Source organism: Kluyvera intermedia, assembly GCF_034424175.1.
GTDB lineage: Bacteria > Pseudomonadota > Gammaproteobacteria > Enterobacterales > Enterobacteriaceae > Kluyvera > Kluyvera intermedia.
In genome coordinates this window covers 4,006,539-4,022,633 of record NZ_CP139986.1, presented here as the reverse complement: position 1 = coordinate 4,022,633, position 16,095 = coordinate 4,006,539, and the positions used below count along the sequence as shown (strand labels likewise).

General features: G+C 53.3%; 15 protein-coding genes and 1 other annotated feature. Of the genes, 8 read left to right on the top strand and 7 right to left on the bottom strand.

Going from position 1 to position 16,095, the window contains the following annotated elements:
- The first annotated feature begins 183 nt into the window (after positions 1-183).
- From thrL to U0026_RS19360, 5 genes are all read left to right on the top strand, one after another.
- Positions 184-252, top strand: coding sequence for a thr operon leader peptide (gene thrL / locus U0026_RS22800; protein WP_072129079.1), 69 nt, complete (start codon positions 184-186; stop codon positions 250-252).
- Positions 191-308 (top strand) — a sequence feature (Thr leader region). Its footprint overlaps the gene before it by 62 nt.
- 26 nt (positions 309-334) lie before the next feature.
- On the top strand, positions 335-2,797 hold the full coding sequence (gene thrA, locus U0026_RS19375) for a bifunctional aspartate kinase/homoserine dehydrogenase I (protein ID WP_062771672.1): 2,463 nt from the start codon (positions 335-337) through the stop codon (positions 2,795-2,797).
- Between the two features lies 1 nt (position 2,798).
- Positions 2,799-3,728 carry a homoserine kinase gene (gene thrB / locus U0026_RS19370; RefSeq protein WP_062771675.1) on the top strand — a complete coding sequence of 310 codons (930 nt, stop codon included), beginning with the start codon at positions 2,799-2,801 and terminating at the stop codon, positions 3,726-3,728.
- 3 nt (positions 3,729-3,731) lie between these two features.
- Complete coding sequence (gene thrC / locus U0026_RS19365; protein WP_062771678.1) at positions 3,732-5,018, top strand: threonine synthase; 1,287 nt, start codon at positions 3,732-3,734, stop codon at positions 5,016-5,018.
- Positions 5,019-5,212: 194 nt separating this feature from the next.
- Entirely contained in the window at positions 5,213-5,539 is a 327-nt protein-coding gene (locus tag U0026_RS19360) for a DUF2502 domain-containing protein (RefSeq protein ID WP_062771681.1), read from the top strand.
- 131 nt (positions 5,540-5,670) lie between these two features.
- On the opposite strand, the gene yaaA is transcribed toward U0026_RS19360, so the two are convergent.
- A complete protein-coding gene (gene yaaA, locus U0026_RS19355; protein ID WP_062771684.1) occupies positions 5,671-6,444 on the bottom strand; it encodes a peroxide stress protein YaaA in 774 nt (257 codons plus the stop codon).
- Between the two features lie 66 nt (positions 6,445-6,510).
- Positions 6,511-7,941 carry an alanine/glycine:cation symporter family protein gene (locus U0026_RS19350; protein WP_062771687.1) on the bottom strand — a complete coding sequence of 477 codons (1,431 nt, stop codon included), beginning with the start codon at positions 7,939-7,941 and terminating at the stop codon, positions 6,511-6,513.
- A gap of 252 nt (positions 7,942-8,193) precedes the next feature.
- Between U0026_RS19350 and tal the strand changes: the two genes are divergently transcribed.
- Positions 8,194-9,147, top strand: coding sequence for a transaldolase (tal, locus tag U0026_RS19345; RefSeq protein ID WP_062771690.1), 954 nt, complete (start codon positions 8,194-8,196; stop codon positions 9,145-9,147).
- Between the two features lie 57 nt (positions 9,148-9,204).
- On the opposite strand, the gene U0026_RS19340 is transcribed toward tal, so the two are convergent.
- Complete coding sequence (locus U0026_RS19340; protein ID WP_062771693.1) at positions 9,205-10,131, bottom strand: Rpn family recombination-promoting nuclease/putative transposase; 927 nt, start codon at positions 10,129-10,131, stop codon at positions 9,205-9,207.
- 194 nt (positions 10,132-10,325) lie between these two features.
- Here U0026_RS19340 and mog point away from each other — a divergent pair, with 194 nt between their 5' ends.
- Positions 10,326-10,913: a molybdopterin adenylyltransferase gene (mog, locus tag U0026_RS19335; RefSeq protein ID WP_062771696.1), complete on the top strand. Its 588-nt coding sequence runs from the start codon at positions 10,326-10,328 to the stop codon at positions 10,911-10,913.
- A gap of 124 nt (positions 10,914-11,037) precedes the next feature.
- Positions 11,038-12,345 (top strand): MFS transporter, encoded by a 1,308-nt coding sequence (locus U0026_RS19330; protein ID WP_062771698.1) that lies wholly within the window; start codon positions 11,038-11,040, stop codon positions 12,343-12,345.
- A 53-nt stretch (positions 12,346-12,398) separates the two neighbouring features.
- On the opposite strand, the gene U0026_RS19325 is transcribed toward U0026_RS19330, so the two are convergent.
- From U0026_RS19325 to U0026_RS19310, 4 genes are all read right to left on the bottom strand, one after another.
- Complete coding sequence (locus tag U0026_RS19325) at positions 12,399-13,826, bottom strand: hypothetical protein (protein WP_062771701.1); 1,428 nt, start codon at positions 13,824-13,826, stop codon at positions 12,399-12,401.
- A 135-nt stretch (positions 13,827-13,961) separates the two neighbouring features.
- Positions 13,962-14,528 (bottom strand): acetate uptake transporter, encoded by a 567-nt coding sequence (gene satP / locus U0026_RS19320; RefSeq protein WP_062771704.1) that lies wholly within the window; start codon positions 14,526-14,528, stop codon positions 13,962-13,964.
- A 129-nt stretch (positions 14,529-14,657) separates the two neighbouring features.
- Complete coding sequence (gene msyB / locus U0026_RS19315) at positions 14,658-15,383, bottom strand: acidic protein MsyB (protein ID WP_062771707.1); 726 nt, start codon at positions 15,381-15,383, stop codon at positions 14,658-14,660.
- Positions 15,384-15,411: 28 nt separating this feature from the next.
- On the bottom strand, positions 15,412-15,816 hold the full coding sequence (locus U0026_RS19310; RefSeq protein ID WP_062771710.1) for a DUF2541 family protein: 405 nt from the start codon (positions 15,814-15,816) through the stop codon (positions 15,412-15,414).
- Positions 15,817-16,095 lie beyond the last annotated feature (279 nt).

Sequence of the window (16,095 nt, the reverse complement as noted above, 5' to 3'; positions counted from 1 at the left end):
GTTATACCCCAGTATTTTGCTTAACTTATGGCTGTTGTGGTGGTTTGTCTGTGCTTGTGCGGGCTGATATGAAATGATTGCGAAACGTGACGAAGTTAGAAATTCATTGACTTAGCAGGCCGGATACTTTAACCAATAGGGGTATCAGGCACAGACAGTAAAAATACAGAGTACACAACATCCATGATTCGCATCAGCAGCATTATGACAATTACAACCACCACTATTACCACAGGTAACGGTGCGGGCTGACGCGTACAGGAAACACAGAAAAAAGCCCGCACCTAAACAGTGCGGGCTTTTTTTTCGACTAAAGGTCAAGGGGTAAAAAACCATGCGAGTCTTGAAGTTCGGCGGTACATCAGTGGCAAACGCGGAAAGGTTTCTGCGTGTAGCCGATATTCTGGAAAGCAACGCCAGGCAGGGGCAGGTAGCAACCGTGCTCTCTGCCCCGGCAAAAATCACCAACCATCTGGTGGCGATGATTGAAAAAACGATTGGTGGCCAGGATGCGCTAACCAATATCGCCGACGCCGAACGTATCTTTGCTGAATTACTCTCTGGGCTTGCTGACGCTCAGCCGGGCTTCCCGCATGCCGATCTGAAAGTGGCAGTCGAACTTGAATTTGCTCAGATCAAACACATTCTGCATGGCATCAGCTTGCTGGGGCAGTGTCCCGACAGCGTCAACGCCGGTCTTATCTGCCGGGGTGAAAAACTCTCTATCGCCATTATGGCGGGGCTACTGAGTGCGCGTGGTCATAAAGTCACGGTCATCAATCCGGTTGAAAAACTGCTGGCCGTTGGCCATTACCTGGAATCAACCGTCGATATTACGGAGTCAACGCGTCGCATCGTGGCAAGCCAGATCCCATCAGACCATATGGTATTGATGGCCGGCTTCACCGCGGGCAATGAGAAAGGCGAACTGGTGGTGCTGGGCCGTAACGGCTCTGACTACTCCGCTGCCGTGTTGGCCGCCTGTTTACGCGCTGACTGTTGTGAAATCTGGACCGACGTCGACGGGGTGTATACCTGCGACCCGCGTCAGGTGCCGGATGCCCGACTGCTGAAAAGCATGTCGTATCAGGAAGCGATGGAGCTTTCCTACTTTGGCGCTAAAGTCCTTCATCCTCGCACTATCGCCCCGATCGCCCAGTTCCAGATCCCTTGCCTGATTAAGAACACCGGCAACCCTCAGGCGCCGGGCACGCTCATTGGCGCCAGCCGGGATGAAGATGATTTGCCGGTGAAAGGCATCTCCAATCTGAATAACATGGCGATGTTCAACGTCTCCGGCCCGGGAATGAAAGGTATGGTCGGCATGGCGGCACGCGTCTTCGCGACCATGTCGCGCGCAGGTATCTCCGTGGTGCTGATCACCCAGTCTTCTTCCGAGTACAGCATCAGCTTCTGCGTACCGCAGAGCGACTGTGCGCGAGCGAAAAAGGCCATGGAAGATGAGTTCTATCTGGAGCTCAAAGAAGAGTTGCTGGAGCCGCTGTCCATCATGGAGCGCCTGGCGATTATCTCTGTTGTCGGCGATGGTATGCGCACCCTGCGCGGCATCTCGGCGAAGTTCTTCGCAGCACTGGCTCGCGCCAATATCAATATCGTGGCGATTGCTCAGGGGTCTTCTGAGCGCTCTATTTCGGTGGTGGTGAGCAACGATGATGCGGTAACCGGCGTGCGCGTCACTCATCAGATGCTGTTCAACACTGACCAGGTAATTGAAGTGTTCTTGATTGGCGTTGGCGGTGTCGGTGGCGCATTGCTTGAGCAGATCAAACGTCAGCAGGCCTGGCTTAAGAAAAAGCATATCGACCTGCGCGTCTGCGGTGTCGCGAACTCGCGTGCGCTACTGACCAGCGTACACGGACTCAATCTGGATAACTGGCAGGAAGAACTGGCAGAAGCGAAAGAGCCGTTTAATCTGGGGCGCTTAATCCGTCTGGTGAAAGAGTATCACCTGCTGAACCCGGTGATTGTTGACTGTACGTCCAATCAGACCGTTGCCGACCAGTACGCCGATTTCCTGCGTGAAGGTTTCCACGTGGTGACGCCAAACAAAAAGGCCAACACCTCGTCGATGGATTATTACCATCAACTGCGTCATGCCGCCGGGCAGTCGCGCCGCAAATTCTTGTACGACACCAACGTCGGTGCGGGTCTTCCGGTTATCGAAAACCTGCAAAACCTGCTGAATGCGGGTGACGAATTGCAACGCTTCTCCGGTATTCTTTCCGGTTCGCTGTCGTTTATCTTCGGTAAGCTTGACGAAGGCATGAGCCTGTCGGAAGCGACCAAAGTGGCGCGTGAGATGGGCTACACCGAGCCGGACCCGCGCGATGACCTGTCGGGGATGGACGTTGCGCGTAAGCTGCTGATTCTGGCCCGTGAAACCGGGCGTCACCTCGAATTGAGTGATATCGTGGTGGAATCGGTGCTGCCGGAAAGCTTCGACGCGTCGGGTGATACCGACAGTTTTATGGCGCGTTTACCGCAGTTGGATGACGAATTTTCCGCCCGCGTGGCTGTCGCGCGTGATGAAGGCAAAGTGCTGCGCTATGTTGGCAATATTGAAGAAGACGGCGTTTGCCGGGTGAAGATCGCGGTCGTTGATGGCAACGATCCGCTGTTCAAAGTAAAAAACGGTGAGAATGCCCTGGCGTTCTACAGCCACTATTATCAGCCGCTTCCGCTGGTGCTGCGCGGCTATGGCGCAGGTAACGATGTTACGGCGGCAGGGGTATTTGCCGATCTTCTGCGCACGCTGTCCTGGAAGTTAGGAGTTTAAAATGGTTAAGGTGTATGCCCCGGCTTCCAGTGCCAATATGAGCGTCGGGTTTGATGTATTAGGCGCGGCTGTCACGCCGATTGACGGCAGTCTGCTGGGCGACAATGTGACGGTTGAGGCGGCTGAGAGCTTCAGCCTGCAAAATCTGGGTCGCTTTGCGGACAAACTGCCAAGCGAACCCCGTGAGAATATCGTTTATCAGTGCTGGGAACTGTTCTGCCGTGAAATAGGCAAAGAGATCCCGGTGGCGATGACGCTGGAAAAAAACATGCCGATAGGCTCTGGGCTGGGTTCCAGCGCCTGTTCGGTAGTCGCTGCTTTGGTGGCAATGAACGAGCATTGTGGCAAGCCGTTGAATGAAACCCGAATGCTGGCCCTGATGGGTGAGCTGGAAGGGCGCATCTCCGGCAGCGTTCACTACGACAACGTCGCACCGTGCTATCTGGGCGGGATGCAGTTGATGATCGAAGAGAACGGGATCATCAGCCAGCAGGTTCCTTGTTTTGATGAGTGGTTGTGGGTGCTGGCCTATCCGGGGATTAAGGTCTCTACGGCGGAGGCGCGGGCGATTCTGCCTGCGCAATATCGTCGTCAGGACTGCATCGCCCACGGCCGTCACCTGGCAGGCTTTATTCACGCCTGCTATACCCGTCAGCCGCAGCTGGCGGCGAAATTGATGAAAGACGTGATTGCCGAGCCGTATCGCACCAAGCTGCTGCCAGGCTTTAGCGAAGCACGTCAGGCAGTGGCCGGGATTGGTGCCGTCGCGTGTGGGATATCGGGTTCGGGGCCAACGCTGTTTGCCCTGTGCGATAAACCGGATACCGCGCAGCGCGTTGCCGATTGGTTGAGCCAGAATTATCTTCAGAATCAAGAAGGTTTTGTTCATATTTGCCGGCTGGATACAGCAGGCGCACGAGTCGTGGGATAACCGATGAAACTCTACAATTTAAAAGATCACAATGAACAGGTCAGCTTTGCGCAGGCCATCACTCAAGGCCTGGGTAAGCATCAGGGGCTGTTCTTCCCGCACGATTTGCCGGAATTCAACCTGACCGACATTGATGACCTGCTGACGCAGGATTTCGTCACCCGCAGCGCCAAAATTCTCTCTGCGTTTATTGGTGATGAAATCCCGCAGGCCGAGCTGGAACAGCGTATTGCTAACGCGTTCACCTTCCCGGCACCGGTGAATAAGGTGCAGGAAGACATCGGTTGTCTGGAGCTTTTCCACGGTCCGACTCTGGCATTCAAAGACTTCGGCGGCCGCTTTATGGCGCAGATGTTGACGCTGATTGCCGGCGACAAGCCGGTGACTATTCTGACCGCGACCTCAGGCGATACCGGTGCGGCAGTGGCGCATGCTTTCTACGGCCTGCCGAACGTCAAAGTGGTGATTCTGTATCCGCGCGGCAAAATCAGCCCGTTGCAGGAAAAACTGTTCTGTACCCTGGGTGGCAACATTGAAACCGTGGCGATCGACGGCGATTTCGATGCTTGCCAGGCGATGGTGAAGCAGGCCTTCGATGACGAAGAGTTGAAGGTTGCGCTGGGTCTGAACTCGGCTAACTCCATCAACATCAGCCGTCTGCTGGCGCAGATTTGCTACTACTTTGAAGCGGTAGCACAGCTGCCGCAGGAAGCGCGTAATCAACTGGTGGTGTCGGTGCCAAGCGGTAACTTTGGCGATCTGACCGCGGGCCTGCTGGCGAAATCTTTGGGGCTGCCGGTGAAACGCTTTATCGCGGCGACCAATGCCAACGACACCGTGCCGCGCTTCTTGCAGGACGGTAAGTGGACACCGAAAGCCACTCAGGCGACGCTCTCAAATGCTATGGATGTGAGCCAGCCGAACAACTGGCCGCGCGTGGAAGAGTTGTTCCGTCGTAAAATCTGGCGTCTGAACGAGCTGGGCTATGCGGCAGTGGACGACGAAACCACCAAAGCAACCATGCGCGAGTTGCAGGCGCTGGGCTACACCTCAGAACCGCACGCGGCGATTGCTTATCGCGCGCTGCGTGACCAGTTGCAACCGGGTGAGTACGGTCTCTTCCTTGGCACTGCACATCCGGCGAAGTTTAAAGAGAGTGTGGAAGAGATCCTGCAAGAAACGCTGCCGCTGCCGAAAGCGCTGGCGGATCGCGCTGATCTGCCGCTGTTATCTCATAATCTGCCAGCTGACTATGCTGCGCTGCGTAAGCTGATGATGAGCAACGCGTAATATCTTCATTTCCCCTTCCTGATGGAGGGGGAAATAGGGAGAAATTATGTAGAAATTCGACAGGGAATAAGGACGAATTCCCAATAAATGCGGGTGTTTACAATATAGGATTGCAGAGAATAACAACGCGGGTTCCACCACGATAAGCTTTGTCCATCGGCCACATTGGCACTTGAAGAACAAAGGAGTTATCCATGTTAAAACCTGCGATGCTTGCACTGGCGATGATGCTGGCGGCTCCGGTAATGGTACAGGCCGCGGAGATCACCTTGATTCCAGCGGTGAAGTTACAGATTGGCGATCAGGATAATCGGGGTTACTACTGGGACGGTGGCAACTGGCGCGACCATAGCTGGTGGAATAATCACTACGAGTGGCATGACAACCGCTGGCATGCCCATACACCACCGCCGCATCACGATAATGGCCATCATAACGGTCACCACGACGATCATCATGATAATCGTGGGCATGGCAACGATCACTCGAACGATCATCGCCCGCCGTCAAAACACCATTAACAGCTTGTAGCCCCGTCGAACGGGAACTCCCCGGGGGCGGCGTAAACGCCTTGCCCGAGCTACAGGGGGCGCTCATGATGCTTGTGTAGCCCGGCCAAGCGCAGCGCCGCCGGGAATTCCCGGGAGCGGCGTTACTGCTCGTGACGCTTGAAGACCAGTTCATCGGTGGCTGAGCTTTCGGCGTCAAAGAAATAGCCTTCGCTGTTAAATTTGGTTAACTGCTCGGGTTTTGTCAGGCGGTTTTCAATGATATAGCGGCTCATCAATCCACGCGCCTTTTTGGCATAGAAGCTAATCACCTTAAACTTGCCGTTCTTCTCATCGAGGAACACAGGCTTAATGATTCGGCCATTCAGCGCTTTTGGTTTCACCGAACGGAAATACTCATCGGATGCGAGATTGATGACAATCTCATCGCTCTGAGCCTGCAACGCAGCATTCAGTGTCTGCGTGATCTCCTCACCCCAGAACTGATACAGATCCTTGCCGCGTGGGTTTTCCAGACGAATCCCCATTTCCAGCCGATACGGTTGCATTAGATCCAGCGGGCGCAGCACGCCGTACAGACCGGAAAGCATACGCAGGTGCTTCTGGGCAAAGTCAAAATCCGCTTCGCTAAACGTCTCTGCCTGAAGGCCGGTATACACATCACCTTTAAACGCCAGAATTGCCTGACGAGCATTATCGGGCGTGAAGTCCGGATGCCAGTCGTGGAAGCGTGTGGCGTTCAAATCTGCCAGTTTGTCGCTTATCCCCATGAGCTTTTTGATTTGTGGCGCGGAAAGCTTACGCGCCACGCCGATGAGCTGTTGGGAATGCTCCAGTAGCGCGGGCTGGGTATAGCGCGTCGTTGCCAGCGGGCTTTGGTAATCGAGCGTTTTAGCAGGAGAAATCAGAATCAGCATATCCAGTCCTTGCAGAAAATTTCACTCAACTTTAACAAAAAAATGGCATCAGGTGATCGATTGCTGTCATTGGCGCGGCGGTTGATCCCAGCTTTCCGGCGCTAACTGCTGGGCAATCTCCGGGTAATAATCGGGGTCGAATACCGGCGTGACGCCCAGTTTACGCTGACGTAGATAGTCGATGGCAATGATGCGTACCACGGGTGAGAGCAGCAAAATTGCTGTCAGGTTGGTCATCGCCATCAGCGCCATAATGACATCCGCCATTTGCCAGACCACCGGAAGATTTAACAAGCTGCCCGCAACCACCATCAGTAGCGTGCCGATGCGTAGCAGCCAGATAGCCCAGGGTTTATTACAGCGTAAAAAGATGAGGTTGTTTTCGGCGTAGACATAGTTGGCGACTATCGAGGTAAACGCGAATAGCATCATCACAAAGGCCACGAAGCTCGCTCCCCATTCACCGACCAGCACGTTCATGGCGTGTTGAATCAGCTGGATACCGTCGTAGCTGGTGGTTTTGGTTCCGTGACCTGCCAGTAGCACCACCATCGCGCTGGCGCTACAGATGACAATGGTATCAATCAACACGCCAATCATCTGCACTATCCCTTGCGCCGCCGGGTGCGGGGGGAAAGAGGACGCTGATGCTGCTGCATTAGGTGTTGAGCCCATACCCGCTTCATTTGAGAACATGCTGCGCTGGAAACCGCTGGTAATAGCCTGACTGACGCTATAGCCCACCGCGCCTGCTGCCGCTTCTTGCCAACCGAAGGCGCTGCGAATGATCATCTCAAGAATGGCGGGCAGTTCAACGATATGCCACAGCGTGATAAGCAGACATGCCACCACCCAAAGCATTCCCATAAACGGCACCAGCCACTGACTGAATTTTGCCACGCCACGCAAGCCACGCATGATCACCAGTAATGAGAGTAGCGCCATGACCACGCCGGTCACTATTTTCGGAATATCAAAAGCGTACTCCAGCGCGTGGGCCGTGGAGTTAGCCTGAACAGTATTGAAAATCAGCCCATAGGCGAGCAGCAATAATAGCGAAAAGACAACGCCCATCCAGCGCATTCCCAGCCCGCGAGACATGTACCAGGCCGGGCCGCCGCGGAATTGACCGCTGGCGTCACGCTCTTTATACAGCTGCGCCAAAGAGCATTCCGCGAAGCTGCTGGCCATGCCGATAATCGCGGCAACCCACATCCAGAACACGGCTCCGGGGCCACCCACGGTGATTGCCAGCGCCACGCCCGCCAGATTGCCGCTGCCTACGCGCGCCGCAAGGCTAATGCACAAAACCTGGAATGATGTCAGTCCACCTTCGCGAGGCGTCAGGCTTCTTTTAAGACTTTTGCTAAACTGACGGATGTAGCGAAACTGGATGTAGCCGGTTCTCCATGTGAACCATAATCCACAGCCGAGGAGCAGGTAAATCATTACCGAACCCCACAGTATCTCGCTGATAAACGATAGGAAATCAGGCATTAAACGTCCTCTTGTCTATGCCAAAATAGAGGGCTGAACGCGGGAAGGTAAGGTTGCTTCGCACGATTCGATTCAGCCAATGTAAGCGCTACCACATTCAGGGCGAAGAATCTCAACCCTCAAAGTTTGATGCTTCAGTTTATCATACTCTGCGCTCTCGCGATGTCGGCGGTTGCGCTGAGAGAGGGGCGTGATATTATCGAGGCAGACCGGTTACATCCCCCTAACAGCTGTTTAAAGAGAAACACTATCATGACGGATAAATTGACATCTCTGCGTCAGTACACAACCGTAGTGGCTGACACCGGAGACATCGCAGCAATGAAGCTGTATCAGCCTCAGGATGCGACAACCAACCCTTCTCTGATTCTGGGCGCAGCACAGATCCCTGAGTACCGTAAACTAATTGATGATGCGGTAGAGTGGGCGCGTAGCCAGAGCAGCGATCGTGCTCAGCAGGTTGTAGATGCTACCGACAAACTGGCCGTAAATATCGGTCTGGAAATTCTGAAGCTGGTCCCGGGCCGTATCTCAACGGAAGTTGATGCGCGTCTGTCTTACGACACCAAAGCGTCAATTGCGAAAGCAAAACGTCTGATCAAAATGTACAACGATGCTGGCATCAGCAACGACCGTATCCTGATCAAACTGGCTTCTACCTGGCAGGGCATCTGCGCCGCAGAGCAGCTGGAAAAAGAAGGCATCAACTGTAACCTGACGCTGCTGTTCTCCTTCGCTCAGGCGCGTGCTTGTGCCGAAGCTGGCGTTTACCTGATCTCTCCATTCGTGGGCCGTATTCTGGATTGGTACAAAGCCAATACCGACAAAAAAGAGTACGCACCAGCAGAAGATCCAGGTGTGGTTTCCGTAAGCGAAATCTACGAATACTACAAACAGCACGGTTACGAGACCGTCGTTATGGGCGCAAGCTTCCGTAACATCGGTGAAATCCTCGAACTGGCTGGCTGCGACCGTCTGACTATCGCTCCTGCACTGCTGAAAGAGCTGGCAGAAAGCGAAGGCGCACTGGAACGTAAACTGACCTTTACCGGTGAAGTGAAAGCGCGCCCAGCTCGCATCACTGAGTCCGAGTTCCTGTGGCAGCACAACCAGGATCCAATGGCCGTTGATAAACTGGCGGAAGGTATCCGTAAGTTTGCAATCGACCAGGAAAAACTGGAAAAAATGATCGGCGACCTGCTGTAAGACAGCATTGTTGCATGACAACAGCCCGCTTCTCTTTGCCGAGAGCGGGCTGTTTTTTTAATGCTGGAGTGATGGGAGTTCTTCTGCGCTAACGCCAGTTAATTCGATGATATCGGCCGTCGGAAAGCCTTTTTCGAGCATCGCTCGTGCGATTTTACGTGATGCTTCCTGTTCGCCAGTTTGTAATCCTTTCTGCATGCCCTGCTGTATCCCTTCAAGCCGTCCTTCCTGCTTCAACTGTTCTGCTAATGTCATCAGTTCGTCTCCATACTGGGGCGCATGCTGCGCCATTTCATATAGCAATGTGCGGGCATCCTGTGCCTCTCCCGCCTGGAGCATATAGTTTACCAGCGCAATGACCTGCTGTCCGCTGATGTGATTACGGGTTAGCAGACCTGCAAGCTTATTGAGAAAGCGGGTGAGATCGCGCTGGCGAATATGTTTTTGAATTAACGTCAGGGCGGCCATGCTTCGGTGGCGCATAATATCTTCATCAGGAATGACCGTGATATCCACCAAAGGAAAATCCTGGCTGTAAAGATGTTTCGCAAGCGCTGGGTCGGCGAAGTTATCTAGCCAATTCATTGAGTAAGGGTAAGGACTTTTTCGCCCCTGATAAAACAAGATTGGGATGACCAGGGGGAGCGTTTTATTTCCGGCTTCCAGATGGCGCTGCATAGCCGCAATGGCATAGCGCATAAGGCGAAAGGCCATATGTTTATCCGGTGAGCTTTGATGTTCAATGAGCACATGGATATAGCCATCACCGCAGGCCGTTTTTAACGAATAGAGCATATCGCTGTAGTAGGGATGTAAATCATCCTCAATAAAGCTGCCGGATTCCAGCCGCAGCGTATCCAGATTGCAAAGGTTTAACAGGGCGGGTGGGAGATGAAGAGTGATGAAGTCCCGTGCCGTTTCCATGCGCGATAGAAATGTTTTAAACACCAGGTCATGAGGTGTAGGCGTCCTGTTTTTCCGCATAGCTGGCCCTCCGTGGAAGCAATTTTCTGGAGTCTGCCACTCTCATGTCCTGCGCGGTAGCGGAAGATTTATCCACTTGCGGATAATGCGGCGCGCCACGGAAAACCCTGCAACATAACTCGTTTGGGGATTTAGTATTGCCGAGCATTCGCGTGTATCATTCGCCTTAACAGTACCGTTTTAATGGAATAATCATGAACACTTTACGCATTGGCTTAGTTTCTATCTCTGACCGCGCTTCCAGCGGCGTGTATCAGGATAAAGGTATTCCAGCTCTTGAAGAGTGGCTGGCGTCGGCGCTGACCACGCCTTTCAAAGTGGAAACCCGCCTGATCCCCGATGAGCAAACCATCATCGAGCAAACTCTGTGTGAGCTGGTGGATGAAATGAGCTGCCACCTGGTACTGACTACCGGCGGTACCGGCCCTGCGCGCCGTGATGTGACCCCGGACGCGACGCTGGCGATTGCCGACCGCGTGATGCCAGGTTTCGGCGAGCAGATGCGCCAGGTGAGTTTGCACTTTGTGCCAACGGCGATTCTTTCCCGACAGGTTGGGGTTATCCGCAAGCAGGCGCTGATCCTTAACTTGCCTGGTCAGCCGAAGGCTATCCAGGAAACGCTGGAAGGGGTTAAAGATGCAGAAGGTAAAGTCCTGGTGAATGGCATCTTTGCAAGTGTACCGTATTGTGTACAGTTGCTTGAGGGGCCTTACATCGAGACGAATGCCGATGTGGTAGCAGCATTTCGCCCTAAAAGCGCTCGTCGCGAGACATTATCCTGAATGTAATTCATTCCTGACATAACCTTTCATTCCGCTGGAGTAGGGTAAGGTTTACGGTATAGTCATTTTTGCTTTACAAAATCGTAAACTTTTATCGACACTTCCACTTTGCGAATGGTTTGTTATGTCAAATTATACCCGACCTCTGAATCGACAAGACTATAAAACTCTGACGCTGGCGGCGTTAGGCGGCGCGCTGGAGTTTTATGATTTCATTATCTTCGTCTTCTTTGCTGCTGTGGTCGGGGAGCTTTTCTTCCCAGCCGATATTCCTGAATGGTTACGTCAGGTACAGACCTTCGGCATCTTTGCCGCAGGCTATCTCGCCCGCCCACTAGGCGGCATTATCATGGCGCATTTCGGCGATTTGGTTGGGCGCAAGAAAATGTTTACCCTGAGTATTCTCCTGATGGCTGTTCCAACCCTGGCGATTGGCCTGCTGCCAACGTATGCCAGCGTCGGGCTGGCCGCGCCAATATTGTTGCTGTTGATGCGTATTTTGCAGGGCGCGGCGATTGGCGGGGAAGTGCCTGGAGCCTGGGTATTTGTGGCGGAACACGTCCCGGCTCGCCGTATTGGTATTGCCTGCGGTACGCTAACGGCTGGGCTAACGGTGGGTATCCTGCTGGGTTCTGTCGTGGCGACATTGATTAATACCCAACTGACCCCGCAGGCTATTCATGATGGCGGCTGGCGTATTCCTTTCCTGCTCGGCGGTGTGTTTGGCCTGATGGCGATGTATCTGCGCCGCTGGCTACAGGAAACACCGATATTCCTCGAAATGCAGCAGCGTAAAGCCCTGGCGCAGGAGTTACCGATAAAGTCCGTTGTCCTGAAGCACAAGCAGGCGGTCGTCGTCTCTATGCTGCTAACCTGGCTGCTGTCGGCGGGCATTGTGGTCGTTATCCTGATGTCTCCGGTTTGGCTACAAAAGCAGTATGGCTTCGCGCCCGCTCTGACCTTACAAGCCAACAGCGTTGCAACGGTGATGCTCTGCGTTGGCTGCCTACTGGCGGGATTGATTGTGGATCGTGTGGGTGCCAGCAAAACCTTTATCGTCGGTAGTGTCCTTTTAGCCTGCTCAAGCTGGCTTTTCTACCACCTGGCCGGAACCCATCCTGAACAATTATTCCTGTTATATGGTCTGGTTGGGCTGTGCGTTGGTGTCGTGGGGGCGGTACCGTATGTCATGGTGCGAGCCTTCCCGGCGGAAGTGCGCTTTACCGGTATTTCGTTCTCTTATAACGTCTCATATGCCATTTTTGGTGGCTTAACGCCGATTGCCGTCACCATGCTGATGGGCGTATCGCCGATGGCTCCGGCCTGGTATGTACTGGCGCTGTCGCTGCTGGGGCTGGCTCTGGGGATTTGGTTACGTAATGACCTCGCTGAAGGCAGCAAACTGCCTTCAGCAAGTCCAGACCAAGCGTAAACCAACATCTGAGGATTGCCGAATCATCCTGCGGCAATCCTTTTGAGCATCCGCTAGCGAATAATTGCAACATCCTTGAACGTAAAGCGTTTTTTCTGCCCCTCCTCCTGATAACCAATGCGAATAAAAATGCGCAGGTTCTCAAGCCAGGCATAGTCGCTGCTCATTGCTCGATCATCACCGCGATCGTCTGTACAGCTCACCTCGATATAGCGTCCTGGGAATTTCTCGTTCAGCATGGAGGCATCATGCCACTGCCTCTCGACAAGACAGGCCTGGCTTTTCGTTTTGGTGTTTCCCGTTTCCTTTTCATTTTTCAATACCGTCTTCCAGCGATATTGCTGGCCCACCACCGGCGCGGCGCTAAAGTTGGTTTCAACTGACTGGCCGATGAGCGGGCTGTTTTGCATTGAATCCCACTCTTTCAGATTCACGATATTAAACAGGCGCTGGTATTGGCTATAGAACGTAACCCCTTTGAGCATCAAGGTGTCGAGCGTCAATGTACTGCCATCAGGCAGACGGTCAATGCGCGTCACGGCATGGCTGTCGTCGTTGCCGGGCCACACCTGCGTAAAGGTCAGGCGGGAAAATGTTGGTGCCGCATTCTCACCTTTCAGTGCTTGCTGGATCACACCGTTTACCGCAGCGGGAAGGGGGAAATGCGCGAGAGCGCTCGGGTCGTTATTCTCAAAGTCAGGGATCACCAGCGGGGCATCCGCCGCGGTTTTTTGCCGTTCTACCCGCGGGCCGCTACCGGTGAACTGACCAATATTTTCCAGGGAACATAGCGTCTGCACTGAAGCCGCAAGCGGTGAAGGTAGCGGGGTGAAAGCCGTGTCCGGCGTCGCGCTATCATCGGTAACAAATTGGTTATTCAGCGAGAAAGTCCGTTCCACGCGAGCCTGGCGACGGCTACAGTTCACCTGCATCTGGCTGATTTTAAAATCATAAGGGGCAGCGTATTTATCCTCGCGATGAATTTGCGCGTAATCCGTTGCCAATCTCAGAGTGAGAATATTGCCCTCACGATGGCTGTTATTCACATCGATCAAGGGCTGGTCGCCAGCTTTATCTGTGCCAGACAACGCGACCCAGCGTGTTTGTGGCACCTTTTGCTGACAGATATCCAGTACTGGATCGGTGCTCAGCGGGCTGTCTGCATCGGGTTCAAAAGGGACGCCGGGGATATAGCGAGCAAAAGAATTACCGCCGTAAGCACGGATTTTTTTACCGCCCGGTAGCTGCAGATTCATGTACAGCAGGGTTTTAGCCTGCGTAGCGCAATCGACATTTAGCCAGAGGTGGTTGCTTGAACCGTCGGCCATCGCGATGCGATATACGGTATTGATACTTTCACCGACGCGGACGGTATTGTCTTTATCCCAGAGAATGTCGGTGACGGAATTGGCCGGTACGGCATAGACGCTGGCGGGAAGTAAGGTAAGAGCCATACAGCAGGCAGGGGTCAGCCGCATCATCAACAACAATCCTTTTTATTACGGGGAGTGGTTGAAAATAACCTAAAAAATGAGAAAGCGATAACCCCAGGATCGGTAGTAGCAGGCCCAAAAAAAGCGCCGGACTGACCGGCGCTTTTAAAACATGCGGGGGGATTAGTGTTTTTCACCAATCGGCAGCACGGTGCGACCGAACTGCTCGTTCAGCACTTCACCCATTGCCAGGTAAATTGCGCTAGCACCACAGATCAGGCCTACCCATCCGGCAACGTGGATAATCGCTTCGTTGCCGTTGATGTTGCCGATACACAGCAGGGCGAACAGCACGGTCAGGCTCAGGAACACAAACTGCAGCATGCGGGCCGCTTTCAGCGTACCGAAGAACATGAACAGCGTGAACACGCCCCACAGACCCAGGTAAACGCCAAGGAACTGGGCGTTAGGTGCGTCGGATAGACCCATCTTCGGCAGCAGCAGAATGGCGACCAGCGTCAGCCAGAAGGAGCCGTAAGAGGTGAAGGCCGTCAGACCGAATGTATTCCCTTTTTTGTATTCCAGCAGACCTGCAAAAATCTGTGCAATACCGCCGTAGAAAATACCCATGGCGAGAATAATACCGTCAAAAGCAAAGAAACCCGCATTGTGCAGGTTAAGCAGAATGGTGGTCATGCCGAAGCCCATCAGGCCCAGCGGTGCCGGGTTAGCCAACTTAGTGTTGCCCATAATTCCTCAAATCATGATTGAATGGTGAAGTTATCTCCCCAGTGCTGGGGGCGCGGCATAATAATCAGGAGTCAACGGGCTGTCTATGATCTCATGAGGGGAAAATGAACTATTTTGCCCCTTTCTCGCTTAACCTGCGTGTTTTAGTGATTCTAGTGCGACCATACGACGCAGGCAGGCGATACGTAGCACTGCTGGAATCGTGACTCGATAAGCAGTGCCACTGACGGCTTTCACGCCGTTGACCGCAGCCCCTACTGGGCCGCCAAGCGCCGCGCCGCGTATTAGCCCATGACCGATAACGCTGACCGCGGCATGCTTATGCAGAATGTGACCCAACTGGTCGGCTAACAGATGCGATACACCCTGCTCCAGACGATGGTGATCAATAAGCTGGGGCAATAACTTCTCCAGTTCCATCACTTTCATCTCGACGGCGGCATGAAAGCGGGCTTTCTGTTCATCATCCAGTCGCTGCCATGTGTGGCGAATAAAATGCTCCAGCAAGATTTTTTCAATCGCTGCCGTTGGCATCGTTTTTTCCGTTTTGAGGCTCAGGCGTTTGGCGACGTCACGCAGAATCTCACGGTATAGTTTGCCGTGACCGCGAAATTTATTGGCGATGCTGTCGCCGCCAAAGTGCTGGAACTCACCGGCAATCAGTTGCCAGTTACGGCGATGTTGTTCCGGGTGCCCATCCATCGACATATACAGTTCATTGTGCAACAGAGTGCTCGACAAGCGGCGTTTGCCCTTTTCGTTGTGCGTCAACAACTGCGCCAGATTTGCCAATTGCTCTTCGCTGCAATGCTGGAGGAAAAGCAGGTCATCATCGTTCAGGTAGGAAACTTTCATTAAGTATGCAGCTTCTGTCAGAGGCGGATTAATCGTCGCCGATAATTTTCAGCGAGGCCATATCGGAGGAGTTCACCGTATGCCCGGAGAAGGTGATTTTTGATACGCAGCGTTTATTACTGTTGTCGCTATTAATATTGATCCAATCCGTGGTGGTCCCTTCTTTTAGCGAAGACGGGACGTTCAGGCTCTGGCTACTGCTGCGTGCGGCTTTGAAATAGACGGAAGCGCCGCTTAGCGAAATATCACCGCGGCTGGCTGTGAGTTGAATGCGTTTGACGACGCGGCATATAGGAAGTTTCAGCGTCAGGTCATTTGTTTCATTGCGCGGCATCGCCACAACGCCGAGGGTTTTGTGGTCGTTGGCATAAGCAGATGTGGCCAGCAGCAGGCCGAACGCCATGCATGTTGAGGCGTTTATAATGGCTTTCATGATATTCCTTACCGAAAAGACCGTTTCAGGAGGTGAAACGTAAGCCTGAATTTTATCGCTCTCCGTGAGGGCTTTCAGCGCTTAATTATGTCTTCATATGACAGTAATCTGTTGAATGTATTTATCTTTATTTATAATCAACGTGAATAAATTGGCGTAAGTTTCCTCCGGAAGTCTCAAATTTAAAGCGCACTGAATGAAAAAAATTTTAGTCAGCCCCTTGATGGATGACGTTGAGCCCCCATCTTGTAGACAACCGCAGTGAATGAGTCTGAAAAA